This is a genomic window from Acinetobacter sp. YH01020, assembly GCF_013420275.1.
GTDB lineage: Bacteria > Pseudomonadota > Gammaproteobacteria > Pseudomonadales > Moraxellaceae > Acinetobacter > Acinetobacter amyesii.
In genome coordinates, this window is record NZ_VOYN01000005.1 from 59,634 (window position 1) to 84,378 (window position 24,745).

The 24,745-nt window shown below is 37.3% G+C and carries 24 protein-coding genes; all 24 read right to left on the reverse strand.

Translation table 11 applies throughout. The features are described 5' to 3' along the window. Window positions 1-27: 27 nt before the first annotated feature. The 24 genes from galE to FTT85_RS03615 all read right to left on the reverse strand — a co-directional run bounded on the left by galE (window position 28) and on the right by FTT85_RS03615 (window position 24,729). Window positions 28-1,044, reverse strand: a complete 1,017-nt coding sequence (gene galE, locus FTT85_RS03500; RefSeq protein ID WP_180182869.1) for a UDP-glucose 4-epimerase GalE — start codon at window positions 1,042-1,044, stop codon at window positions 28-30. Next, window positions 1,037-2,710 (reverse strand): glucose-6-phosphate isomerase, encoded by a 1,674-nt coding sequence (pgi, locus tag FTT85_RS03505; RefSeq protein ID WP_180182870.1) that lies wholly within the window; start codon window positions 2,708-2,710, stop codon window positions 1,037-1,039. The genes galE and pgi overlap by 8 nt, the downstream gene beginning before the upstream one ends. Then, complete coding sequence (locus FTT85_RS03510; protein ID WP_180182871.1) at window positions 2,710-3,963, reverse strand: nucleotide sugar dehydrogenase; 1,254 nt, start codon at window positions 3,961-3,963, stop codon at window positions 2,710-2,712. Before FTT85_RS03510 ends, pgi begins: the two co-directional genes overlap by 1 nt. A gap of 12 nt (window positions 3,964-3,975) precedes the next feature. Then, window positions 3,976-4,851: a UTP--glucose-1-phosphate uridylyltransferase GalU gene (gene galU / locus FTT85_RS03515; protein ID WP_180182872.1), complete on the reverse strand. Its 876-nt coding sequence runs from the start codon at window positions 4,849-4,851 to the stop codon at window positions 3,976-3,978. 24 nt (window positions 4,852-4,875) lie between these two features. Further along, window positions 4,876-5,496, reverse strand: coding sequence for a sugar transferase (locus FTT85_RS03520; RefSeq protein ID WP_180182873.1), 621 nt, complete (start codon window positions 5,494-5,496; stop codon window positions 4,876-4,878). 17 nt (window positions 5,497-5,513) lie between these two features. After that, window positions 5,514-6,341, reverse strand: a complete 828-nt coding sequence (locus FTT85_RS03525) for a glycosyltransferase (RefSeq protein ID WP_180182874.1) — start codon at window positions 6,339-6,341, stop codon at window positions 5,514-5,516. Window positions 6,342-6,345: 4 nt separating this feature from the next. Continuing rightward, window positions 6,346-7,383: a glycosyltransferase family 4 protein gene (locus FTT85_RS03530; RefSeq protein ID WP_180182875.1), complete on the reverse strand. Its 1,038-nt coding sequence runs from the start codon at window positions 7,381-7,383 to the stop codon at window positions 6,346-6,348. Beyond that, entirely contained in the window at window positions 7,358-8,542 is a 1,185-nt protein-coding gene (locus FTT85_RS03535; protein ID WP_218955422.1) for a hypothetical protein, read from the reverse strand. The genes FTT85_RS03530 and FTT85_RS03535 overlap by 26 nt, the downstream gene beginning before the upstream one ends. 47 nt (window positions 8,543-8,589) lie before the next feature. Continuing rightward, complete coding sequence (locus FTT85_RS03540; protein ID WP_180182877.1) at window positions 8,590-9,246, reverse strand: glycosyltransferase family 32 protein; 657 nt, start codon at window positions 9,244-9,246, stop codon at window positions 8,590-8,592. Beyond that, entirely contained in the window at window positions 9,243-10,088 is an 846-nt protein-coding gene (locus FTT85_RS03545; RefSeq protein ID WP_180182878.1) for a glycosyltransferase, read from the reverse strand. The genes FTT85_RS03540 and FTT85_RS03545 overlap by 4 nt, the downstream gene beginning before the upstream one ends. Continuing rightward, complete coding sequence (locus FTT85_RS03550) at window positions 10,078-11,346, reverse strand: O-antigen translocase (protein ID WP_180182879.1); 1,269 nt, start codon at window positions 11,344-11,346, stop codon at window positions 10,078-10,080. The genes FTT85_RS03545 and FTT85_RS03550 overlap by 11 nt, the downstream gene beginning before the upstream one ends. A gap of 1 nt (window position 11,347) precedes the next feature. Beyond that, window positions 11,348-12,463 carry a DegT/DnrJ/EryC1/StrS aminotransferase family protein gene (locus tag FTT85_RS03555; RefSeq protein WP_180182880.1) on the reverse strand — a complete coding sequence of 372 codons (1,116 nt, stop codon included), beginning with the start codon at window positions 12,461-12,463 and terminating at the stop codon, window positions 11,348-11,350. Continuing rightward, window positions 12,460-13,404 (reverse strand): GNAT family N-acetyltransferase, encoded by a 945-nt coding sequence (locus tag FTT85_RS03560; protein WP_180182881.1) that lies wholly within the window; start codon window positions 13,402-13,404, stop codon window positions 12,460-12,462. The genes FTT85_RS03555 and FTT85_RS03560 overlap by 4 nt, the downstream gene beginning before the upstream one ends. After that, complete coding sequence (locus tag FTT85_RS03565) at window positions 13,401-14,237, reverse strand: GNAT family N-acetyltransferase (RefSeq protein ID WP_180182882.1); 837 nt, start codon at window positions 14,235-14,237, stop codon at window positions 13,401-13,403. The genes FTT85_RS03560 and FTT85_RS03565 overlap by 4 nt, the downstream gene beginning before the upstream one ends. Window position 14,238: 1 nt before the next feature. After that, window positions 14,239-15,111 carry a glucose-1-phosphate thymidylyltransferase RfbA gene (gene rfbA / locus FTT85_RS03570; protein ID WP_180182883.1) on the reverse strand — a complete coding sequence of 291 codons (873 nt, stop codon included), beginning with the start codon at window positions 15,109-15,111 and terminating at the stop codon, window positions 14,239-14,241. Continuing rightward, window positions 15,111-16,169: a dTDP-glucose 4,6-dehydratase gene (gene rfbB, locus FTT85_RS03575; RefSeq protein ID WP_180182884.1), complete on the reverse strand. Its 1,059-nt coding sequence runs from the start codon at window positions 16,167-16,169 to the stop codon at window positions 15,111-15,113. Before rfbB ends, rfbA begins: the two co-directional genes overlap by 1 nt. Window positions 16,170-16,273: 104 nt before the next feature. Beyond that, window positions 16,274-18,133, reverse strand: coding sequence for a nucleoside-diphosphate sugar epimerase/dehydratase (locus tag FTT85_RS03580; protein ID WP_180182885.1), 1,860 nt, complete (start codon window positions 18,131-18,133; stop codon window positions 16,274-16,276). Window positions 18,134-18,194: 61 nt separating this feature from the next. After that, window positions 18,195-19,364, reverse strand: a complete 1,170-nt coding sequence (locus FTT85_RS03585; protein WP_180182886.1) for a DegT/DnrJ/EryC1/StrS aminotransferase family protein — start codon at window positions 19,362-19,364, stop codon at window positions 18,195-18,197. Window positions 19,365-19,399: 35 nt separating this feature from the next. After that, on the reverse strand, window positions 19,400-20,056 hold the full coding sequence (locus tag FTT85_RS03590) for a NeuD/PglB/VioB family sugar acetyltransferase (RefSeq protein ID WP_180182887.1): 657 nt from the start codon (window positions 20,054-20,056) through the stop codon (window positions 19,400-19,402). Beyond that, window positions 20,056-20,658, reverse strand: coding sequence for a sugar transferase (locus FTT85_RS03595; RefSeq protein ID WP_180182888.1), 603 nt, complete (start codon window positions 20,656-20,658; stop codon window positions 20,056-20,058). Before FTT85_RS03595 ends, FTT85_RS03590 begins: the two co-directional genes overlap by 1 nt. Before the next feature lie 153 nt (window positions 20,659-20,811). Further along, window positions 20,812-21,351, reverse strand: a complete 540-nt coding sequence (locus tag FTT85_RS03600; protein ID WP_180182889.1) for a serine O-acetyltransferase — start codon at window positions 21,349-21,351, stop codon at window positions 20,812-20,814. 32 nt (window positions 21,352-21,383) lie between these two features. Further along, entirely contained in the window at window positions 21,384-22,523 is a 1,140-nt protein-coding gene (locus FTT85_RS03605) for a glycosyltransferase family 4 protein (protein WP_180182890.1), read from the reverse strand. Continuing rightward, the gene (locus tag FTT85_RS03610; RefSeq protein WP_180182891.1) at window positions 22,520-23,614 is read right to left on the reverse strand and encodes a glycosyltransferase; all 1,095 of its coding nucleotides are present in this window, start codon (window positions 23,612-23,614) and stop codon (window positions 22,520-22,522) included. The genes FTT85_RS03605 and FTT85_RS03610 overlap by 4 nt, the downstream gene beginning before the upstream one ends. Then, window positions 23,611-24,729, reverse strand: coding sequence for a glycosyltransferase (locus FTT85_RS03615; protein WP_180182892.1), 1,119 nt, complete (start codon window positions 24,727-24,729; stop codon window positions 23,611-23,613). Before FTT85_RS03615 ends, FTT85_RS03610 begins: the two co-directional genes overlap by 4 nt. Window positions 24,730-24,745: the final 16 nt, after the last annotated feature.

The window sequence follows — 24,745 nt, forward strand, 5'->3', positions numbered from 1 at the left end:
AATGAATTTACATACTAAATTTAAATCTTAGTTGTATCCATTTGGATTTTGCTTTTGCCAGTTCCAGCTATCCTTCAACATATCTTCTAAACCATATTGAGGCTGCCAATCTAACTCTGCGACAGCACGGGCATTATCAGCAAATGAGGTTGCAACATCACCTTCTCGACGAGGTACATATTCAAAGGGTATCTCAATACCATTTACCTTCTCAAAAGTATCTCGAATTTGTTTTACTGAAATCCCATTGCCTGTACCAATATTCCAAGCGCGGCATCCTTGCGTTTTTAAACGATGATTCAATGCGCATAAATGTGCATTGGCCAAATCAACTACATGAATATAATCACGCACACCTGTACCATCTACCGTGTCATAATCATTGCCAAAAATTGACAACTTATCACGACGGCCGACTGCCACCTGTGTGACATAAGGCATCAAATTATTGGGTATCCCTTGTGGGTCTTCACCCATTTGACCACTTTGATGTGCCCCTACAGGGTTAAAATAACGCAGCAATGCAATTGACCAGCGCTCATCTGCTAATGCTAATTTCTCTAGTAATTGCTCGACAATCAGTTTGGTATAGCCATAGTTATTACTTGGCATACCTGTAGGCATGGTTTCATTCAAGGGTGAAATATTGGCTTCATCATAGACTGTTGCCGATGAACTAAAGACCAATTTAAAAACCTGGGCACGTTCCATCGCTTTAACTAAGCTAATAGAACCTGAGATATTATTTTCAAAATATTTTAGAGGCTCTTTTTGGCTTTCACCCACAGCTTTTAAACCTGCAAAGTGAATCACTGCATCAATAGAATGATGCTTAAAAATTTGATCTAAAATTTGCTGATCGAGAATATCACCTTCAACAAAATCTAATTTTTTAGCTGCCAACGCTTGAACACGTGCTAAAGATTCGACAGAACTGTTGGATAAATTGTCCAGTACAACAACGTCATGCCCTGCGCTCAAAAGTTGAATACAAGTATGTGAACCAATATAACCTGCACCACCTGTTACTAAAATTTTAGCCATTGGTTTTTCCTAATAATATTTGTAGTAAGCCTTGCGTTGAACCATCTAAATCCGCAATATCCTTTCGATCACCATTTAATATTGGAAGTAGCTGATTGGCAATTTCTTTGCCTTTTTCTACACCCCATTGATCAAACGGGTTAATGTTCCAAAGCACCGACTGTACAAAAACTTTATGTTCATACATTGCGATCAACATGCCCAAACTATATGGATTTAGCTCTTGCAATAAAATGGTTGAACTTGGTTGATTGCCTTCATATTGTTTATATTCCGGCAAATCTTGTACTTCATGTTGATTTAAAGCTTGATTACCAAATGCCAGTAAGCGCGATTGAGCCAAACAATTGGATAAGGCCAAATGATGCTGTTCCACCAGCGCCTCTGCATTATCGACATAGGTAAATTGTTGTGCCTGATAGCGCTGCACTGGCGCAATGAAATCACAACTCACTGCTTGACTGCCTTGATGCAGTAATTGATAAAAAGCATGTTGCGCATTTGGTCCCACTTCCCCCCATATAATCGGGCAAGTATCCCAATCCACTTTTTGACCATTACGCTGAATCGATTTACCATTCGACTCCATTTCTAACTGCTGCAAATAAGAGGCGAAATATTTCAAACGCCCATCATATGGCAGTACTGCATGGGTCTGAATATCAAGGAAATTATTATTCCACGCACCCAATAAGCCCATTAATACAGGAATATTTTGTTCGAAAGGTGCCGTCTGAAAATGCTGGTCTACCGCATATGCGCCAGCTAACAGTTGTTTAAAGCCATCAACTCCAATTGTCAGTGCAATCGGTAAACCGATACATGACCAAAGTGAATAGCGACCGCCGACCCAATCCCAGAGCAAAAATTGGTTTTCGGCTGCAATACCCCATTCTGTCATTTTATCTGCTTTGGTAGATACGCCAATAAAATGATGCTTTAAAATTTGTGATTCTTGACCAAGTGCTTTTTCAAGCCATAAACGCACTGTTTGCGCATTAGATAAGGTATCAATGGTCCCGAACGATTTTGAAGAAATAATAAACAGCGTGGTTTCGGGGCGAAGTTGATGCAATAAATCTGAAAGCTGACTACCATCAATAGTTGAAACAAAATGTACATCGAGTGGCTTATATGTGGATTTTTTGAAATCAGATAAGGCATGGCTCACCATCAGTGGTCCTAAATCTGACCCTCCGACACCAATATTGACCACATCTTGAATGACTTCACCCGTTGCACCGCGGCACTGGCCGGCATGAATTTTTTCTACCAAAGCATACATACGCTCAAGTTGTGTATGCACTTGTTCTGCTAATTCAGGATGAGACTGATCATCTTTAGGTAACCGTAGCGCCCAATGCATGGCTGCACGCTGTTCGGTATAGTTAATTTCTTCAGTAGAAAATAAACGTTTCATCCACAACGTTAAATCTTGTGTCTGTGCCCACTGGACTAGATTTTTGACAACGGGCTGATTGACTCTATGTTTACTAAAATCAAAAACCACCGGCTCTAAAGTTACAGAGAATTTTTCGAATCGCTGAGGGTCTTCAGCAAAGAGTTCTGTTAAATGCTTATTTTCAAATTCAGTTTTCAAACTATGAAGACTGCCTAAAACTGAATCTAAATGTTCGACCGTATAGGGTTGAGTTTTAATAGCCATTAACGTCCTACCCCCATATATGCAAAACCTTGAGACTTCACATATGCTGGATCATAAATATTGCGCCCATCCAAAATAAGTGGATACTGCATGGTTTTAAGCAATTCGGTATAATTTGGACTCCAATATTGTTTCCATGCAGTCAATAAACACAAAGCATGTGCATCTTGCACTGCCTCATATTGCTCTGTGCAATATATAAGATCAGGTCGCTCACCATATATTTTTTTAATTTCTTCCAAGGCTTGAGGGTCGTGTAATTTAACTTTTACACCTTGAGCCCATAGTGCTGCCAACATGGCATGAATAGGAGATTGTCGCGTACTGGAGGTTTTTTCTTTAAATGCAGCGCCCCATATTGCAACAGTTTTCCCTTTTAAATCACCATGATAATAATTCCATAATTTGCGAAATAAAACTTCTTTTTGCTGCTCATTAATGTCCCAAACTTGAGCAAGGAGTTGGCTATTTGCACCCACACCAGACACCGTATGCGTTAGGGTCTGAATATCATGTGAAAAGTTTTCTCCACCAAAGCCTGCACCAGGATAGAGATAAGATCCTCCAATACGATTATCCGCAGCCATCCCCTGACGAACTGACTCAATATCAATGCCTAATTTCTCAGCAACCATTGCCAAGTCATTGATATAACTAATTCGTGTCGCCAACATGCCAGAGATACTTAACTTGGTAAATTCAGCATCTAAAATGGGCATAAATAAATATTGCTGCTGACGTGGGAATAAAGGGCGTAAGAGTTCCTTAATTTTAATTTGAGCAACATCCGATCCAGCCCCAACAATCAACTGCTTGGCTTGGGCAAAGCTTAGTAAAGCGTTTCCTTCCTGAATCATGTCGGGTAAGTAGACCCACTCATCTTCATGCAAAATTTTTACAAATTTTTCTGTCCCATGCAGTCCTAAAGTAGAAGCATTGATCATCAGTTTAGGGTGAATAATGGGACGTTGTTTGATGTTTTGAAGAATTTCAATACATTGCTTTTCTTCAGCTGGGTTAAAACTGAAGAAATAAGCATCTACATCTAGTGGAATATCATTAAAATTGCAGTATTTTAAAAAATTACTTTTTTGTTTATTGAGTAGATTTTTTACAGCTTCATCTTGCATATACATTGGTTCGCTTTCATACGTTTTCAGTGGTTCATACCAAAAAACGTGATGACCGCATTCTGCTAGCAAAGCAGCAAATACACCTGAAAAAAGTGTTTGTCCAAATACTGCAACCTTCATATCAATCTCTTTTTATAGTTTTAGTTCTTTGATCAGCGCTTTAAATTCCTCACCTAATTTTGGATGGTCTACGCCATAATGTAAAACTGCTTTGAGATAGCCCAGTTTACTGCCGCAATCAAATGTTTGACCTTTCATCCGATAGGCTTCCACTGTATCGGTCGCTTGCAATGCTGCAATTGCATCGGTGAGTTGGATTTCATTACCTGCCCCTTTAGGCGTGTTTTCAAGTAATTGCATAATTTTGGCAGGTAAAATATAGCGACCAACGACTGATAAATTTGACGGTGCTGAACCGACTGCTGGCTTTTCTACAATCCCTTGCATTTGGATGCTTTGACCTTCTGCAGGTGTCGATGCAACATCGACAATGCCGTATTGATCTACCATGTGATCTGGTACGGCTTCAACCATAATTTGTGATGCATGGGTTTCATCAAAACGTTGAATCATTAAACTTAAATCATTACGCTCTGATGAATCTTTGACTAATACATCGGGTAAAAGTACCGCAAAATCATCATCACCAACAACCGCTTTAGCGCATAAAACCGCATGGCCTAAACCTAGAGGCTGAGGTTGACGCACACTGATTACACTCACATGTGGCGGTAAAATCTCGGTAATTTCTTTTAATAAATCATTTTTTTTCTTATTTTCTAAGGTTGTTTCTAGTTCGAAATTTCGATCAAAATAATTTTCAATTGATGCTTTTGAACTGTGTGTGACCAAAATAATCTGGTCAATACCAGCAGCAATTGCTTCTTTAACTACATATTCAATCGCTGGTCGGTCAACCACGGTGACCATTTCTTTGGGAATGGATTTACTCGCAGGTAAAAAACGTGTACCTAAACCGGCAACAGGGAGAATGGCTTTTTTGATCATTACAAATAGTTCACTAATAAAAATTTATGACTTGATTTTATCTTTAATTTTTTCAGGATCATTTCCTTGAAATAAAGAAGGACCAACATGACCAGGTGCATTAATACCTTCTCGTTTGGTCATCACACCAACTGTTTTGAACATGATTTTAAAGTCAACCAAAGTATTATGGTTATCTACATACCAAACATCGCATTTAAAGCGTTCTTCATAATCAAGTTCATTTCGACCACTCACCTGTGCTAGGCCTGTCATCCCAGGCTTAACTTCCAAGCGACGAGCTTGTTCTGGTGAATATAATGCTACAAAGTCTTTAAGCATAGGACGTGGACCAACAATACTCATATCCCCTTTTAAGACGTTTATGAGTTGTGGCATTTCATCTAAACTAGTGGAACGAAGTTTTTGTCCAAAAGGCGTTATACGCTGTTCATCTGGTAAGGGATTGCCTTCTTTATCCACTGCATCTTTCATCGACCGGAACTTAATCATTTTAAAAAGCTTGCCATCTTTACCCGGACGTTCTTGCAGAAAAAATATTGGAGAACCTAAGTTTTTACGGACCTTAAAAGCAACTAAGCAAAAAATTGGTGATAAGAGGATTAGTGCTATTAGTGAGATGACAACATCAACAAAACGTTTCATAATTAAAAATACCACTCTTATTTATGAACTTTTTTTCGTAGAAAAGTATTATAAATTTTACCTAGCAATGAACTAGGCATCAGCCTAAAAGCAGACCTTATTAGGAAGAGAATATTAGCATGTATTGGGTTTTGAATTTTGAGTTCTTTTTTTAAATTTAGTAATTGTTTTTCACTTTTAATATATTCGTAACCTTTACGGCGCGCATGCATTCCATTGTCAATTCGCGCATAAACGAGTACATCAGGCAAATTCTGTATTTTATAGCCTTTAGCAATGACTCTAAGGAATAAATTGTAATCTTCCATCCATAAGTGATGTTGATAACCACCCACTTCCATAATTTTAGACTTTCTATAAGATATAGTCATGTTATTAAAGGGGCTTTGCTTTTTTGCATATTGTCTCAAAGCCGGATTATCTAATGGCACAATCCGCATACCTGATGGGGATGTTATATCATCGACAAATTCGGTAATTTGCCCCCCTAAAATGACTAACTCACTGTCTGCTTCAAAACATTTAATCTGTTTCTCAAAACGATCAGATACACTTATATCATCAGTATCAACTATAGATACAATTTCGTATTGGCAATTTTGAAGACCGATATTTTTTGCTTTCCCAGTACCTACATTATCTTGAAGCTTAATTATTCGTAAAGTTTGTTGTAAACGCTCCGACCATACAGCAATTGACTCATATAGTTCAGTTGTTAGAGGACCATCTTCCACCAAAACAATTTCTGTTGGTTTTAAAGTTTGCTGATCCCATATACTTTTCATACAAGCATTAAAATGTTCAGGCTTTTCTTTATAGTAAATAGATATTAAAACCGAGAACATACAATTAACCTTTAAAAATTTGTTCAGACCAAAGATGCAAGATTTTTTCAGGTTGATAATTTTCTGCATTCTTTAAAGAATTCTGTGAGAATTTAACCAAATCCAATGGAGAACTAGCAAGTAAAAGAATACGATCTGCTAGTTGATCAATATTTTGATCCTCAACCAAATAACCATTCACTTTATCTTTAATAATATCACTTGGTCCATTAGGACAATCGTAAGAAACAATAGGCAAACCGAAACTTTGAGCTTCGATTAAAACCATAGGTAAACCTTCATATTTTGATGACATCACAAAAAAACTAGATGCTTCATAAACACTCCTTATATCAGAGGTAGCTCCTTTTAAATAAACATTTCCGATCGCATTTGACTGAATATATTCATTTAACAAGGTTTCATGCTCGCCGTCACCAAAAATAGAGAGTTGCCACTCAGGAAGTTGATTGAATATTTTCTTCCATGCTTTTAGCAAATGGATATAGTTTTTTTGATCAGTTAATCGCCCTATTGCAACTATTTGCTTTTGTGATCGATTTATCGTATTAGAGATTGGAAAAGGAGAAAAATTTGGTATAATCAATACATTATCATGAAAATCACTAAAAAAACTTTTATCAATTGAAGTTAAAGTCACTACCTGATCAATTTTTTTATATAATAATTTACTTAGTAATTGTACAACCTTAGGTCGACTTATAAAAGATACATGTTCTAGACTTACAAGCTTTTTAATTTGTGGGATAAATGCACATAACAATGAAAGCTTACCCATATTATGTACTATAACAATATCAGGGGCTTTATTTAAAATAAAGCTCTTTAAACCTTGATAAAACTGAAACAGTGATCCTGAAATTTTTTCCACATGAATACTTGAGTGCAACTCATAAGCAGTATTATTGAAATCAACATCTCTATTAATTAAAGTAATTTTATAATTAGGTGTCTCAGCAAGTTCATTTGCAAGTATACAAGCTACTCGCTCACTACCTGACAAACTCTTAAGAGAGTTAATAATAAACAGTATTTTTTTCAACTTTACACCTTTTTATAGAATTACATGCATAAATCAACAACATCAATAAAGAAACAAAAACAGTAATACCTTTAGCTAGTAAAACTAACAGTAAAACTAACAGTGCTATTTTAAATTTAAGATCAACAAATGGAGATTTTATTTGAAATATTAAATATATATTGAAAATTAAAAAAACACTAAGACCTAGCAAACCATTAGCAAAAATTATCCTAAAATAGCCAATATCAGTATTCATGTAATAACCACTTTTCAAGTTATACATATTATCACCAATAGCCCAAGTTTTATAACTCTCAGGTAACTTTGAAAACATACTTAATAGTGTATTAAATGAATTATTAGCATCTGAGTCGCCATTACTCAAAAACAAACCAAAACCAAACTTAAATAATTGAAAGTCTAAAAACTCCCTCCCATAAAAAATATATAAAACAACAGCAATAAATAGCAAAAACAATCCTGAAAATAATATTTTTATCTGGGTTATAGAAAAGCTAGAAAACAATAATAAGAAACCTATAGCAAATCCAACTAAAGTTGTTCTAGAACTCATCATTCCAATAATGGCTATCATAAAGTAAATAAATAACCAAAACATTATATGTTTTTTTTCATATTTTATAATTTGACTTAAACAAACTAATATAAAAGAATTAATAATTCCTGAAGCAAAAAAGGAACGACCAACCCCAACAATTCGCTCAAGTTTCAAATCATCAAGCCTAGATAAATCTGACAAATTATTATAAACAACTGAATAAAATACCTTCTCAAGAGTAGGAGAAAAACTAATCAACGCAGACAAAACTAGTTGAAATAGGACAGCAATCGCACTAAACTTAACCACTCTAATAAAATCTAAATTAGTATCACCCAACCTAAATATACCAATTAAAGCTAAAACCTGAAAATAAACAAATAAATAAACCTCATAATAGTAGCTATAATCTAGATTGTTATTAAATAAAGCTGATATAGTATTTATAAAAAAACCAAAAATTAAAAAAATTAAAATATAAAAATCGATTTTTCTGAATTCATCAAGTGATTTTAAAGCAAAAAACAAACCTAAAAAAGAAAATAAAAAAATCAAAAAACCAAATTTAAAAAAAATAGCTATATTAAATATATATATGAACAAAAAAAACACCCACATACAATTAGTAAGATGCTTTCTATTCAATTGTAACAAAAAACTCAATACTATAATCCTTTCAACATTACTTTTAACTTATTAATTATCCTTTCAAAATAATTAAATTTCCAAGAGTACCCCCAATGATGTATGCCATATGTTTCATCTACGATTTGATTAAACATAAGCTGTTTTACCGGCTTTGATTCATCAAATGGATTATAAGGATAAAATGAGTCTGATTTTAATATTTTAAAGTTAGAAAACTTTGAATCATTGTAAATTCTTCCTAAAATTTGAGGCATTGCAATATACATCGTACTATTTTGATCATAATATTTTAACATTTTATTCATCAAAATATTTCCCTTGAGTGATCCAATAGCACCACAACTCACCTTACTCTTGTCTGAATCTTCATAAGCAGAAAAAAAGTCATATATCAACAAAGGACTTAAATCCCGAATTATTTCCATGTCCGTATCTAAATAAACTCCACCATATTCATAAAGTGCATAACAACGAACATAGTCAGCTGCAAAAGCATATTTTTTATCTTGTAATGCTTTCTTTACAAATGGGTGGTCAATAGGAGAGTTCAATTCATTCCACTCTTTAATTTCCCAATCTGGCAAATATTTTTTCCAACTTAAGATGCATGCTTGAATTAAAGGAGACATAGGCTTTTCACCAAACCAGCAGTAATGAATAATCTTAGGAATCATAAATATCCTCTTAATCTTCTTACAATTTTTTCAAAAAAAATCCGAAACATTAACAATGGATTTGATATCAATATTTTTATGAATGCAAATAAATATACTTCCATTATTAACTTATTTGCATCTTCCTCATATTGTCTAAAGTAATCTGCAATTTGTAACTTACCGATCACCATTAAGTCCCTTTTTTTAGACAAATTATCAGCATGTGATCTGTACTTAGTGAAAAAATCTTCAGTTCGTAAAAAGTAACCACCTTTTTCAATTAGTTTTAAATATATATACCAATCTTCTATAATAAATTTTTCATTATACCCTCCTATACTCTTGATATCATTGAGCCTAAGAATTTGAGTGGGTGCTGGTAAATATTCACTATATTTAAATAAATCTTTAAAAAAGAATTTCTTTTCTTCTTTAAAATCATATGAATACTCCTTATTTTTATCATCAATCAAAATCATATTTCCAAAAATACCTTTGCAAGTAGTATTGGCCTCCATAAGAAAAACTTGTTTTTCTAATTTTTTAATCAATAATATATCGTCTGAAGCAATTGGTGAAAAATACGTCCCCTCACACCATTCCAATGCTTCATTCAAAGTTGCACTTAACCCTTTATTAGGTCTGTATCGAAACTCAAATCTAACAAATCTCTGTTTGCAAGCAGGAATCATTTCTTGTATTTTTTCTACAGATCTATCTTTTGATCCATCATCTATAATAATCAGTTCAATATTTTCATATGTCTGATCAATAATACTTTGTATGCAATCTTGCACAAAATGTTCATGGTTATAGCATGCAATAACAACAGAAACTAAAGGCTGATTATCATTTTCCAAAACTATTCTCTCGATCTTTCAATACATCAAATACAAAATACCCCATTACACTCCAGTACAATGCATAATTGACCAGGTGAGCAATGGAAACCCCTTTAAAACCAAAATATTGTGTGCATAAATAAGTTAAAGCAACGGAACTGCATGCAAAAATAATTTCAGTGCTTATAAATAACTTTGTCATTGCTTTACCCAGCATCAGGTAAGCTAAAATCCAACTGCCAATCTTAAGTGAATCGCCAATCATCTGCCATAAAAACAGCTCTCGCATTGGCAAAAATGCAGCACTAAAAAGCAGCGGGATAATCCAATCCTTTAGCAGATATACTGCAGTACCGCCAAGTGCAGCTAAGGGGAAAATAAATTTATAGCCCAAATAAACTTCTTTCTTTATTTCCTGAATATTTGTCAGCTCAGACAGCCTTGGTAAATAGTAAACACTTAATGTTGTAGTGACTAGCATCAGATATGCAGCACTTAAGCGGATCATTGCTTCCCAATAACCAGCATACACAGCATTATATTCGTGAACGAGATAGCCACGGATGACAATTTGGGATAAAGGTACACAAATGGCGCTGACTAAGGCCATTGCAGCGAATGCAGCAATTTTTTTTGCAATTTCAGGATCAATTCTTCCCCATATGTATGAAAAATTGAACCATTCAGATCTACAACTCAAAAACAAAGTTACAATAAAGTTAAGAGACTGATAGATGCTTAGCGCAACCAGTGCGCCATATAGTCCAAAATTTACTGCAAGCAGCCCTGTGATCACCAAAGAAAATAAGCTGCCGGCAATATTGGCAACAACTAGCTTGAGTATTTCTTTTTTACCGTTCAGGATCGCTAACAAAAGCGCATTTAAATTAAAAAAAATCAGAAATACGGCAAACCATATTAAAATAGAGCCATAGTCTCCCGTTTTAAATATCCAAAATGACAACTGTTGATGAAAAGTGAATACAAGAAAAGTGAAAATAAAACTAAAGATTGAAACAATGCTTCCGGCCGTTTTCCAGACAGCTCTTTGCTTCTTTTCATCTTCATGGTATTCGGCAGTATACTTAATAACAGCAGTATTCACCGCACTTCCTGCAAATGTCGTGATCATTTGAATAAAGTTTTGGAATTGACCAATAGCAGCATAACCAGCAGGTCCGACGTATACGGCTAATATTTTATTCAATAAAAACATTGTGGCTGTTTTGATTAAAACAGCCACTCCATTTAGTACACTGGTCTTAAGCAAATTCATTTTAGGCGTTAAAACTATTACAAAGCTGAATTACTTTTTCCACATCCTCCAAACTCAACGTTGGCCCCATTGGTAAGCTCATTACTTCATCATGAATCTTCTCAGAGATCGGATAACTCAAATTATTCCATTCTTTATATGCTTGCTGTTTATGTGGGGGAATTGGATAATGGATTAACGTTTGTACGCCATTTTCTGCTAAATATTGCTGTAATGCTTCTCGATTTTCTGAACGAACGACAAATAAATGCCAAACATGTTGGTCATATTGCGAAGCATCTGTATCTGTCAAAGGCAAGCTTAATTCAGGGTTTTTAATCCCTTCAAGATACATTTTTGCAATTGTACGACGATGTTTCACTTCAGCATCTAAATATTTTAATTTGACATCGAGCATTGCTGCTTGGATTTCATCTAATCGACTATTCACACCCGCGAATAAATTTTTATATTTCTCGTGTGATCCGTAATTGCGCAAGGCCCTTAACGTTTGTGCCAATTCAGCATCATTTGTTGTAATTGCCCCAGCATCACCTAGTGCGCCTAGATTTTTTCCCGGGTAAAAACTGAATCCAGAAGCATCGCCCCAGTTTCCAGCTTTTTTGCCATGGATTTCTGCACTATGAGCCTGAGCTGAATCCTCTAAAACTAAGAGATTATATCTATTGGCAATATCCATAATCTTAGGCATTGCAGCCAATTGTCCATATAAATGGACAGGTAAAATGACTTTAGTTTTAGATGTAATTGCAGCTTCAATTTTTAAAGGGTCAATATTATAGGTTTGCAGATTAGGCTCAACTAGAACTGGTGTTAAATTGTTAGCCGTAATCGCTAGAATGCTTGCAATGTATGTATTTGCAGGGACAATGACTTCATCGCCATCCTGTAGTTTACCTAGCTCTTTCCAAGCACGTAAGGTTAAAATTAATGCATCTAAACCATTGGCCACGCCAATCGCAAATTTAACCCCACAATAGCTTGCAAAGTTTTGTTCAAAATTTTCAAGTTCTTTACCTGAGATATACCAACCAGAATCGATTACGCGGGTACAGGCTTCTATTAACTCTACTCTATATTGCTGGTTAATATTTTTTAAATCTAGGAAAGAAATCATAAAATGTCTACACTATAAAAATCATGAACAATTGCTCGGGCACCAAAACTTTCTTTTTGACTAATCAGCCCATTGTTTAGATATTTCCCATTGTCTTCATTTGAAATTCCAAAATCAAAAAATTTTGCGTATTTTGATGCTTCAGAGATTATAAAATCAATCAACATATCCAACGCACAAATATCTCTACCTACTTGATTGCAGGCTAAATATTGTGTATGAACAACTTCAGTAGTTTCGAACGTAACTGAACACGAAACTATTTTTTCATCTAAAAAAGCAGCATAAGCCTTAATATTTTTGGGAAACTTTCCCTTTAAATAATCAATTTCAACTTCACTGTGAACAGGTTTTGCATCATGGTGACCAGCTAAAACTTCTCTTATTAATGCCCATACTTCACTAGGTTTATCAATTTCTTTACAAAAAACCCCTTCCTTTTTTGCCTTATTAACCCCCCACTTTCGACCTTTAGAGTATTTAAAACCATTTGAAATTAATATAGAAGAACTTATATCTCTTCTATAGAGTTGTGCATCACTCCTAAATAATGCATATAGATCTTCTTGAGCTGGATATTGATGATAAATAACAGGTATACACTTATAAATGATTTTATTAATATTATGTAACTTTAAAAAAAATTTAAGTTCATCAAAAATTTTCAATATATCTATTGCGTGAATATTTTTATCCATTAGAAACCCACCAAAAGTTAAACCTTGGTGACTATAAAATATACCATCACTTATATTACCAGGTAATAAAGTTACTATTTTATTCTTCTCATCCCTAACAATTAAAGAAAAATCATCAAAACGATCTGAATGATATTCCATAAAATCACGATGAAACATAAAGTGATAATTCTTACAATTTAATAAAAAATCATCCCATACGCCTTTATCAGCATTCGTATATTTCGTTATCTGGAAGCTCACAGTATTTTCTCCATAACTATATATTCATCATACTCTTCGATATCAACATAGTTAAGTTTCTTATATAAATTGATAGCAACTTTATTTTCTTTCAAAACTTTGAGATATAATTTTTTTATACCTTTTTCCAAAGCATCATTTTCTAATAATGCCATTACTTTTTTTCCTAAGCCCCTTCCCCAATATTCCTTATTTCCAATATAGAGCCATAATTCAGCTTTATCATCTATTAAATTTTTTAACCCACAAGCCCCTATTGCAACCTCTTTAAAAGAGATACCATAAATATAATAATCCTTTCTTGTAGGAAGGCTTTCAAAAAAATCTTCTTGCTGTCTCTTAGTAAAACCAGGCGTCATTGTTAAATATTTTAATTCTTCGTCTTTTAGCCAATCCCATGATTTTTCGAGGAATCCATAATTATATTCAACTAACTTTAATATACTATAATTAGTAAATTGCTCATATTCACGAATATAATCACTTTCATCATAATGATCGCTTGCCAAAACAAGTAGAACACAGTCCTCAGAAAAATCATGCATTTCTCGCCAAATCAAACCTTCAATAAGTAAGCCCTGATCAGGCGAATTTAATACAATTTCTTCCTTTTGACGACCATCATCTAAAATAAACCGACAACTCCCTTTTAAACAAATAGCCACTTGTTTTAAATCAAGATGTGCGTGAAAACCACGAGGCTTATCTACAGTATTAAAAATATAATATAAACGCTTAACGTCAAAGGGAATGGACTGATTGGACTCAATAGCCACTAACCCACCACGCTCATCACCAAAGTTCGGCAAATCAATTAACTTTACTAAGCTCATTTTATTCATTTACCAAAGAAATCAGATATTGACCATAATCATTCTTACTCATGCTTCGACCAATGGACAAAACTTGCTCTTTACTCAACCAACCGTTATTTAAAGAGATCTCTTCAAGACATGCGACTTTATAGCCTTGGCGCTTTTCTAAGGTCTCTACAAATTGGGCTGCTTCAAGCAAACTTGCATGTGTACCAGTATCGAGCCATGCAAATCCTCGGCCCAGGAGCTCAACATTTAAATCACCACGCTCCAAATACATTTGGTTCACTGTCGTAATTTCTAATTCGCCACGGTCAGAAGGTTTAACTTCTTTTGCAATTTGAATCACATCATTGTCATAAAAATATAAACCTGTCACTGCAAAATTTGATTTTGGTTGCTTAGGTTTTTCTTCTAATGAAATTGCGCGTTTATGCTCATCAAACTCAACTACACCAAAACGCTCAGGGTCTTTTACTTGATAGCCAAAAACTGTAGCGCCTTTTTGGCGAGCTACAGCCTGCTTCAGCATTGGTGTAAAACCCTGACCATAAAAAATATTATCGCCAAGTACCAAGCACACATTACTATCACCAATAAACTCTTCGCCGATAATAAACGCTTGAGCCAACCCATCCGGACTAGGTTGAATGGCATACTGCAAACGAACACCAAACTGTGAACCATCACCAAGCAGGCGTTCAAAGCTCTCTTTATCCTCAGGTGTCGTAATAATCAGAATATCCTGAATGCCTGCCAACATAAGTACAGAAATTGGATAATAAATCATTGGCTTGTCGTAAATTGGGAGTAGTTGTTTGGATACACCCTTTGTAATTGGGTATAAACGTGTACCCGATCCACCTGCGAGAATAATACCTTTTGTATTCATTATGCATTCACACCTAATCTTTCACCTTGGTAACTGCCATCTTGAACACGACGACACCACTCTAAATTACTTAAATACCATTCAACTGTTTTTCGAATACCTGTATCAAACGTTTCTTTAGGTTTCCAGCCTAATTCATGGCCAATTTTTGTTGCATCAATGGCATATCGCAAATCATGACCAGGACGATCTTGTACAAATGTGATCAGTGAATCATAAGCTTGTCCATTCGACTGGGGCTTTAACTCATCTAAAATCTTACAAATCTTTTTTACGACTTCAATGTTTTGTTTTTCATTGTGTCCACCAATGTTGTACGTCTCTCCCACAATGCCTTCAGTCACCACTTTATATAATGCTCTAGCGTGGTCTTCTACATATAACCAATCGCGAATTTGATCACCTTTACCATAAATTGGAAGTGCCTTACCTTCTAAAGCATTCAAAATCACTAAAGGAATCAATTTTTCAGGGAAATGATAAGGACCATAATTATTTGAACAATTGGTAATCATTGTTGGTAGTCCATAAGTTCGATGCCAAGCTCGAACTAAATGATCTGAACTGGCCTTACTTGCCGAATATGGCGAACTCGGAGCATAGGGTGTTGTCTCCAGGAACAAGTCATCTGTACCTTCTAAGTCACCATAAACCTCATCTGTTGAAATATGGTGAAAACGAAATGCTTGTTTTTTATTTTGATTTAAACCGTTCCAATAATGACGGGTAGCTTCCAGCAAGTGATATGTACCAATAATATTGGTTTCAATAAATGCAGCCGAACCTGTAATTGAGCGATCTACATGGGACTCTGCTGCCAAATGCATCACAGCATCTGGTTGAAAACTTTCAAAGATTTGATCTAATGCAATACGATCGCAAATATCAGTTTGAGAAAACTGATAACGCTCACTATCAGCAATACTTTCTAAAGATTCTAAATTGCCAGCATAAGTCAGCTTATCAATATTTAATACTTCATTATTAGTATGATTAATAATATGTCGAATCACGGCAGAACCAATAAAACCTGCTCCACCTGTTACTATAATCTTCATAAATATCCTAAATTTTAAAATTCACTGTATTAAGGTATAGCTTTAATTTTGTTATCCTTAATTATATCATCCAGTTAAATTAAATTTTAATACTACTATTAAAATTACTTATCTATAGATGCTGAGCAATAACCATCCACATATTTTTTTAGTATCGTAAATAATTCATTTAAATCATCACGATGCTTGTAACTTTTAAGCTGTATAAATATTTCAGCAACCTCTAAATATCCATAATATTTTTCATAAGACTTTAATATCCGTTCATGATCCGTTTTTTTTACATTTTCAGCATCAATTAACAACTCTTCATATAACTTTTCACCCGGACGTAGACCTGTAAATTGTATCTCAATATCACCTATACCATTTTCATCTATAGCTCGAAAACCACTCAAACGAATCATTTGTTTAGCTAAGTCTATTATTTTAACTGGCTCGCCCATATCAAGCAGAAATACATCACCGCCAGTCCCCATCGCACCTGCCTGAATCACAAGCTGAGCTGCCTCAGGAATCGTCATAAAATAACGCGTGACTTCTGGGTGCGTTACTGTAACAGGCCCGCCTTGAGCAATCTGCTTTTTAAACAAAGGGACGACAGAACCTGACGAACCAAGTACATTGCCAAAGCGTACAATACTAATTTGCGTTTTTGGATTCGTCGACGCTAGGCCCTGACAATACAATTCTGCCATGCGTTTAGACGCCCCCATCACATTGGTTGGACGTACCGCTTTATCGGTTGAAATTAAAACAAAAGTTTCAACATTTTGATTCACCGCTGCATCTACACTACGCTGTGTGCCAATGGACGTATTATAAATACCTTCAAATGGGTTTGCTTCAACAAGTGGTACATGTTTATAAGCTGCGGCGTGATAAACTGTTTGCACTTTGTACTCTTGAATAATACGTTCTAATTTTTGCTGATTGGTGACAGAACCTAGCACTGGAATAATTTGTATATCAGAAGCCTGCAATTCACGATCAATTGAATACAAAGCAAATTCAGACATTTCAAACAGCACTAACATTTTAGGCTGATGCTTCACAATCTGACGACATAACTCAGAGCCGATCGACCCCCCTGCTCCTGTCACCATGACCACTTTATTTTTAATATTTTTTTCTAACAGTTCAGGTTTCGGCGGTACAGGATCACGGCCTAATAAGTCAATAATATCCACTTCGCGAATATCTGAAACTTGGACTTGCCCATCCACCAGTTGCGTTACCCCTGGCAGCTCCATAATTTTGACATCTGCTGAATCAAAAGACTCAATAATCTCTTTTTTCCGTGCACGACCAACGGAAGGCATGGCAAGTAATACTTCTTCAATACCAAATTTACCCAATTTAGCTGCTGCACGTTGGGGTGCATAAATTTTTAAACCACTCAGTGACTGTCCATGTAAAGAGCGTTTGTCATCAATAAAACACACAGGTAAATAATCATCTGAACGGTTTAGCGCTGCTGCAATTTGCTGACCTGCCAGCCCTGCCCCATAAATTGCCACACGTTTACGGCTTTGCTTTTTGGCAAAGGTTTTAAGAGTAGCGTAGCGAATGACTGCACGGCTCCACCACATGTATGAAAACAGCATAAAGCCATACATCAGTGGAATACTCATGGGAATAAATGCAACATTCAATTTTTTGATCGTGTATAAGGCCACGATTTGAATAAATGTTCCGATTAAAATTCGCAGCAAATAGTCTTCATTAAATGAACGCACAATTGCACGGTAAATACCAAGCAAAGCAAAAATCAGAATGCCAACCACACCGACATATATGTACCAAGCATCCAGTCCTTGCATGACCTGTACATTCGGGCGTGCCAAACGTATGGCATAAGCCAGCCACATCATTAACGGTAAAACACAAATATCCATCAGCACCAAAACGATTTGTTTTTGGCGACGCGGTAATGATGCTATAGAACGGATAAAGTCTTTCACAAGATGCTCAAATGGGGTCAGTAAAGCGAATGAGAGCGCATATTATACGCTCTTTTCAGGTTTAGATTTTTGCGATCACCGCTTGGATCGCATCCACGGTTTTCTGCAGGCTGTGCTCAGACAATGTTGGGTGTACAAGGAACATTAAGCTTGTTGCACCGAGCTGTTTAGCTTGCGGTAAAGACTGCGCAGGACGCCAAGGCGTATCATCAAAAGCTTTTTCTAAATACACTTCTGAACACGAGCCACTAAAACAAGGCACATTCAATGCATTGATTTCAGCCATGATTCGATCACGCGACCAGCCGTTGGGTAATGCATCGACATTGACTTGAACATAGCATTTATAGGCTGCATGCACATATTCAACAGATGGTTTTGCTACAGTAAAATAAGGGCTATTTTCAAACGCCGCTTGGATACGCGCCATATTGGCATTACGTTTTGCAGTCCATTCTGGCATTTGTTTGAGCTGTAAACGGCCAATCACCGCCTGCATTTCCATCATGCGCCAGTTGGTGCCAAATGAGTCATGCAGCCAGCGGAATCCCGGCGGATGTTGCTTGTTATACACGCTATCAAAGTTTTTACCGTGATCTTTATACGACCACATTTTTTTCCACAAACTTTCATCATTGGTAGTGACCATGCCACCTTCACCGCCCGTGGTCATGATTTTGTCTTGGCAGAAAGACCATGCGCCTATATGACCGATGGAACCAGCTGATTTTCCTTTGTACATTGCACCATGCGCTTGGGCACAATCCTCAATCACAAAAATGCCTTTTTCTTCAGCCAACCGCATGATCGGGTTCATATCACACATCCAGCCTGCCAAATGCACACAGATAATCGCTTTGGTATTCGGTGTTATCACTGCTTCAATGCTACGGCGAGAAATATTCTGTGAATCCAGCTCTACATCGGCAAAAATAGGATTGGCACCTGCAGTCACAATCGAGCTTGCCGAAGCTAAAAACGTGCGTGAGGTAACAATCACATCATCGCCTGCGCCAATACCTAAGGCTTTGAGTGCTACATCCAGCGCAACTGTACCATTGGCCACGGCAACTGCATGCTTGGTTCCTGCAAACTGTGCAAATTCCTTTTCAAATTCACGGCATTCTTGACCGGTCCAATAATTCACCTTATTAGATAAAAGGACTTTTGATACCGCATCGGCTTCTGCTTGAGTAAAGCTTGGCCAAGGTTCAAATGCACTGTTTAACATGGAGTTTTCCTAGTCTCAAAATCGAGTTTAAAAATCTATTTTTTCGTCACAATACGGGCAGGATTGCCCACCACTGTTGCGCCTGCTGGGACACTTTTAGTCACGACAGCACCCATACCAACAATAGCACCTACACCAATCACTAAAGGCTGATCAGGTGTGCCCTGCTTAATCATCGCACCCGCGCCAATATAGGCATGGTCATGAACATGAATATTGCCGTTGCATTTTACGCCTGGCGCAAAAGTAACAAAATCCCCAATCACACAATCATGCTCAACATAACTGTATAAATTGGCTTGAAAACACTTACCGATTCTGACATTTGAGCCAATAGTGACAAATGGACTTAAAGCAGAGCCTTTAGCAAGCTCAATTTGATCCATTAAAACCACATTGTCCGCGATGATCGACCAAAGCTGAATGCCATCCATCTTTAAACGCTGAGCGATCTTTTCTCGCACATGACTATTGGCAATGGCAATTTGTACGTATTTTTCTGAAGCCGTTTCATTTAAAAATGCGAGGTAATTCATGGCACGATGACCATTTACGTCTGCAACCGATTCTAAGGCATCATCAATAAATACGATTTCTGAAGCATCGCTTTCACGTGCTAATTGCTGGCGTGCAACAGGCATTAAACTGCGCCCACAACCTGAAGCTCCGTAAATCGCATAGAGTGTTGTCATTATTTTTGTTCCGGTGTGCCGGTAAATTTGGTCGTGGTGGCTTCACCTTCGGCACTGATATCATCCTTAGCAATCACTTTTTTCACGGTTTTTAACATGATTTTAAAATCGAGCCATAAAGACTGATTTTCCACATACCACGTATCGAGTTCAAACTTTTTTTCCCATGAAATGGCATTACGACCATTCACTTGAGCATGTCCTGTGATGCCCGGACGCACGTTATGACGTTTGGCTTGTTGCTCATTATAGAGGGGTAAATATTCCATCAATAATGGTCGTGGTCCGACAATACTCATATCGCCTTTAATCACATTCCACAGTTCAGGCATTTCATCCAAACTGGTGGCACGAAGCATTTTACCAAATGCGGTCAGACGCTCACTGTCTGGTAATGGATTGCCATCGAGATCGAGTGCATCTTTCATAGTGCGAAACTTCACCATTTCAAAAGGCTTACCATGCAGACCCGGACGTAGCTGACGGAATAAAACAGGAGAACCTAAATTCTTTTTCACCTTATAAGCCACCAAAGCATAAACAGGAGACAGCAGCACCAGCGCAGATGATGCAATCACAATATCCAATAAACGCTTTAACATGGTTCACTCTTAAGATTAGATGAAGATGGGGGAATGGTATCCATTTATAGCAATGATTATACCCTGTTCGAGACCATCAGATTTGTAAAATATTTCAACCGTCAAAGGGACTCAAGTATTGCCCATTCCAAAAGATCCCGAAAATATAGTCGTTTAGAGATCGGTCCAACGACGATTGACTGCATGACCCGGGTTATTCATGCTGATCACCTTCGCGTAGTTTCCTACCGCAGTTGCATTTTCAGGAATGTCTTTCGTCACAACGCTGCCCGCACCGATAGTGGCATTATTGCCAATTTTGACATGCTCAATGATGCAAACATTCGGCCCAATATAAACATTGTCACCAATTTCTGCTGCTTGACGGCCGCCATTTGCACCAATGGTGGTAAATTGCGATAAATTTACATTATTGCCAAGCACAGTCGTAGGGTTAACAACCAGCGGCCCGCCATGACCAATAAACAGACCATATCCAATTTGAGTTGTGGTATGAATATCTATGCCGTACTGCTTTTTTTTATAATAATAAATGGGATAAGCCAACTTCGCCCAAAAAGATTTTGCACTGGCCAAACGCAGCCAAAATGAAAAATTAAAACCGCGATTGAAAAAATAAGTTTTCAAAAATGATTTAAAATCAAGATTACCGGTATAACGGTATAAATCACTTTTTATATATTTGAAGGTCATTTGGATCGTCTCTAAAATTGGATGAATCGCCTTTAATGGATATCCATTTCAGCCATCATGTGCTTATTCACTTGATGCACATCATATTTATTCAGCGCGATTTCACGTGAACGCTGTCCCATATACTCAATCAGTTTTGGATCTTCAATAAAGTATTGCATGCATTGCACCAAATCATCTACAGACTTCACTCCGACCAAATAACCATTCACACCGTGCGATACCGTTTCACGACAACCTGGTGCATCGGTGGTAATAATCGCACGTCCCATCGCCATCGCCTCTAATACCGTACGTGGCGTGCCTTCACGGTAGGAGGGCAACACGTAGACCGAGCTTTCCGCAATTGCAGGACGGACATCACTGAGTTTGCCCCAATATTTGAGGCGATCATCGGCAATCCATTCATCGAGTTCGGCTTGAGAAATAGCTGATGGATTATCATCAATCCAACCGACCAAATGAAATTCCGATTCAGGATATTGTGCTTTGATGATGCGCGCCGATTCAGCATATTCGCGCACACCTTTATCACCCAAAAGCCGTGCAATAAGTAAAAATGAGGCTTTAACTGTCCCCACATCATTTTGCGGTAAGGGCAAGACATCAAAGTCTTGCACATTCACCCCTGAACCATTCACCACCACCGTCGGCTTACTAGGATCTAGTAAGTGCATGTCTTGGAACAGCTTTAAATCGTCTGGGTTTTGAAAAAAGACTTTATCGCTACGTTTGAGCGCTTGTGCATATAAGCCATGCACCATTTTTTGGAATACACTGCGCTTGCCAGATTCCACATTTTGAAACGCGTAGCCCAGACCAGTAATTAAAGCAAAACGATGCGGTACTTTCGCAAGCCATGACGCGAGCGTGCCATAAATCACAGGCTTAATCGTATAGGACAGTACGTAGTCAGGCTGAATTTGACGGATCTTCTGATAGAGATGTTTTAACAGTTTTAAATCCGACAGCGGATTGGTGCCTGTGCGCTGCATGGGAATTTCATGCAGATGATAGCCAAGGGCTTGCAGTTTTTGCTGTTCTTCAGGAAAGCTGGCAAACTCAGGTGCCATGATGTGAATTTCATAACCTCGGGCAGAAATCGCTTCTAATAACTTGCCACGAAAATTGAGTACCGATGGCAAAAAACTGCTGATCATCAGAAATTTCAACGGCTTTGCTCCCAAACTTGCATATATTGCTGACTCACTTTCTCAATACTGAAATGTGCTTCTACGCGCTCACGCACGGCTTGTTTCAACTGCAATTTTTCATCATTGCTTTGCTGCACATAATTTAAAATTGCTTGCACCAATACAGCCGAATTGCGCGGCGGTACAATTTCGCCAAGCTCTTGCACAATATATTGCGCATCACCAACATCGGTACTAATACAAGGCAAACCCGATGCCATTGCTTCCACCAACACATTCGGAAAACCTTCGGTAATTGAAGTCATGAGGAATGCATCAATCGATTGATAAAAAGCAGGCATATCTGAGATTTGATCCAATAAATGGACTTTTTGACTATCCAATTGATATTGATCGAATAAAGCCTTTACTTCAGGATTCTCTAAACTCGCGCCGCTACCTGCAATTTTAAAGATGATGTCTTGATCCTTGAGTAAGCCCATCGTTTCAAACAAATAGGGGTAGCCTTTGGCCGTGTGATAACGCCCTGCAAAACCAATCACGATTGGTTCATGCAATTGGGGATTAGGCTGAAATTTATCGAGAAACACGCCATTGGCAATCACTTGGCTATTGCCATTTTTAAAGCCGAAGGCCTGATGCTGCTGCATAGACGAATGCGCACAATAAATAATAGCACAAGGTTGCTGTGACAGTATTTTGCTTATGCCCAAGGCAATCTTGGTGCTGATTGATTCATCTTTAGGAGAAGCAAGAGAATGATGAATACCCCATACGACCTTTGGTTTTTTCGCTAAACCAATAACACTGAGACTGGTCAATGCATTGGCATGGTACATCCAGCATTGCACCGTTGCGGGCTGTAGCTTTTTGAGTAATGCGCGCAGCTGACTCACCGTACTCAGCGTATTTAAACCATTCCAACCGAGCGCATAATGCGACTGACAACGCTCTAAAGTACTTTGATACACATTGGAAGTTTTCATCAGTGCAATGATCACGTGCTGATAGTCATGTTCAGTTTGCTGAATTAAGCGTGCCAACATCATTTCGGCACCACCCACGCCTGCAAAGTTGGTGATCACATGTACCATCAACGGTTTGCTCATGTTGCAGACTCCATCATGTTTAAGTACTGCTTCAATACCGTTGCCTTGTGGAATTTCTGAATATGCGCTTCAAAATCAGCTTCTTGATATCGCACATAATCTGCAAATATCGCTTGCTGCATCGCCTGGGTTAAACCTGCCTGATCATTACATTCAACCAATAAACCAAACTTAGAGTTTTCTAGAATTTCCATTGGTCCACTTGGACAGTTGGTACTCACCACTTTCACTTTAGAGGCTAAGGCTTGAATAAGTACACCCGGCAAGCCTTCCCAATTCGAGCTTAAAACAAATAGCGATGCATATTTAAAATAAGCGTATGGATTGGCATCAAAGCCCGGCAAATCCACCACGTCTTTTAAACCCAATTCAGCAACTAAAGCCTCAAACTCTGCACGCAATTCGCCCTCACCTAAAATCAATAATCGGGTTTCAGGATGCTGATCATGCAAGGCTTTAAAGGAGCGGATCAGAAAACCAAAGTTCTTTGCTTCAGTGAGACGCCCCACTGCCAAAATCACTTTATGGTCACCATTTAAAAATTTGTGTGTGACTGGCGCTTTGAGTTTTTCAAAATAGGCATCGTCCAATACAGGGTTATAAATCGTGCTCAGATTATTATTTTTATAGCCATAATATTCACGAAAATCGGCTTCTACGCCTTTAGAGACACAAACCACTTGCTGTGCTATGGGATAAGTCCAATTCACCAAAGTTTTCAGCAAAAATTTGGCAAGACCTTGCAATTTTAAGTTTTTGGACGGCGTAGATACTTCACGGAAGATTAATCGCGTTTTAACACCTGCGAGTCTTTTCGCAATACCTGCCACAATATTGGTGTGGGTTTGCGTTGCGACTAAGCAGTCGTATTGCTCAGCTTTCATTTTTATTTTTAAAGGCTTGATGCTATTCATCACCCGACCGCAATTAAAATTCACCAATTGAATTTTCGGGCTGACTTCAGGCAACAGCTTAGCTTTATCACCTGTGACATTACACACGCCCAAATGAATATTTAGACCTTGTTCCGCAAAGCTGTTGGCGAGTTGAATGACTGTACGTTCTGCACCGCCACCGCCCAAGCTCGGCAAAAAGAACATGACTTTATTCAACATATGCAGACCTAAATTT

Bases quoted from the DNA above. Each gene is read 5' to 3' on its own strand.
- FTT85_RS03550 (WP_180182879.1), bottom strand. From the start codon at position 11,346: ATGAATTTGCTTAAGACCAGTGTACTAAATGGAGTGGCTGTTTTAATC.
- FTT85_RS03600 (WP_180182889.1), bottom strand. From the start codon at position 21,351: ATGACCTTCAAATATATAAAAAGTGATTTATACCGTTATACCGGTAAT.
- FTT85_RS03510 (WP_180182871.1), bottom strand. From the start codon at position 3,963: ATGAAGGTTGCAGTATTTGGACAAACACTTTTTTCAGGTGTATTTGCT.
- FTT85_RS03540 (WP_180182877.1), bottom strand. From the start codon at position 9,246: ATGATTCCTAAGATTATTCATTACTGCTGGTTTGGTGAAAAGCCTATG.
- FTT85_RS03520 (WP_180182873.1), bottom strand. From the start codon at position 5,496: ATGAAACGTTTTGTTGATGTTGTCATCTCACTAATAGCACTAATCCTC.
- galU (WP_180182872.1), bottom strand. From the start codon at position 4,851: ATGATCAAAAAAGCCATTCTCCCTGTTGCCGGTTTAGGTACACGTTTT.
- FTT85_RS03535 (WP_218955422.1), bottom strand. From the start codon at position 8,542: ATGTGGGTGTTTTTTTTGTTCATATATATATTTAATATAGCTATTTTT.
- rfbA (WP_180182883.1), bottom strand. From the start codon at position 15,111: ATGAATACAAAAGGTATTATTCTCGCAGGTGGATCGGGTACACGTTTA.
- FTT85_RS03615 (WP_180182892.1), bottom strand. From the start codon at position 24,729: ATGTTGAATAAAGTCATGTTCTTTTTGCCGAGCTTGGGCGGTGGCGGT.
- FTT85_RS03590 (WP_180182887.1), bottom strand. From the start codon at position 20,056: ATGACAACACTCTATGCGATTTACGGAGCTTCAGGTTGTGGGCGCAGT.
- rfbB (WP_180182884.1), bottom strand. From the start codon at position 16,169: ATGAAGATTATAGTAACAGGTGGAGCAGGTTTTATTGGTTCTGCCGTG.
- FTT85_RS03565 (WP_180182882.1), bottom strand. From the start codon at position 14,237: ATGAGCTTAGTAAAGTTAATTGATTTGCCGAACTTTGGTGATGAGCGT.
- FTT85_RS03555 (WP_180182880.1), bottom strand. From the start codon at position 12,463: ATGATTTCTTTCCTAGATTTAAAAAATATTAACCAGCAATATAGAGTA.
- FTT85_RS03525 (WP_180182874.1), bottom strand. From the start codon at position 6,341: ATGTTCTCGGTTTTAATATCTATTTACTATAAAGAAAAGCCTGAACAT.
- galE (WP_180182869.1), bottom strand. From the start codon at position 1,044: ATGGCTAAAATTTTAGTAACAGGTGGTGCAGGTTATATTGGTTCACAT.
- pgi (WP_180182870.1), bottom strand. From the start codon at position 2,710: ATGGCTATTAAAACTCAACCCTATACGGTCGAACATTTAGATTCAGTT.
- FTT85_RS03585 (WP_180182886.1), bottom strand. From the start codon at position 19,364: ATGTTAAACAGTGCATTTGAACCTTGGCCAAGCTTTACTCAAGCAGAA.
- FTT85_RS03610 (WP_180182891.1), bottom strand. From the start codon at position 23,614: ATGAGCAAACCGTTGATGGTACATGTGATCACCAACTTTGCAGGCGTG.
- FTT85_RS03595 (WP_180182888.1), bottom strand. From the start codon at position 20,658: ATGTTAAAGCGTTTATTGGATATTGTGATTGCATCATCTGCGCTGGTG.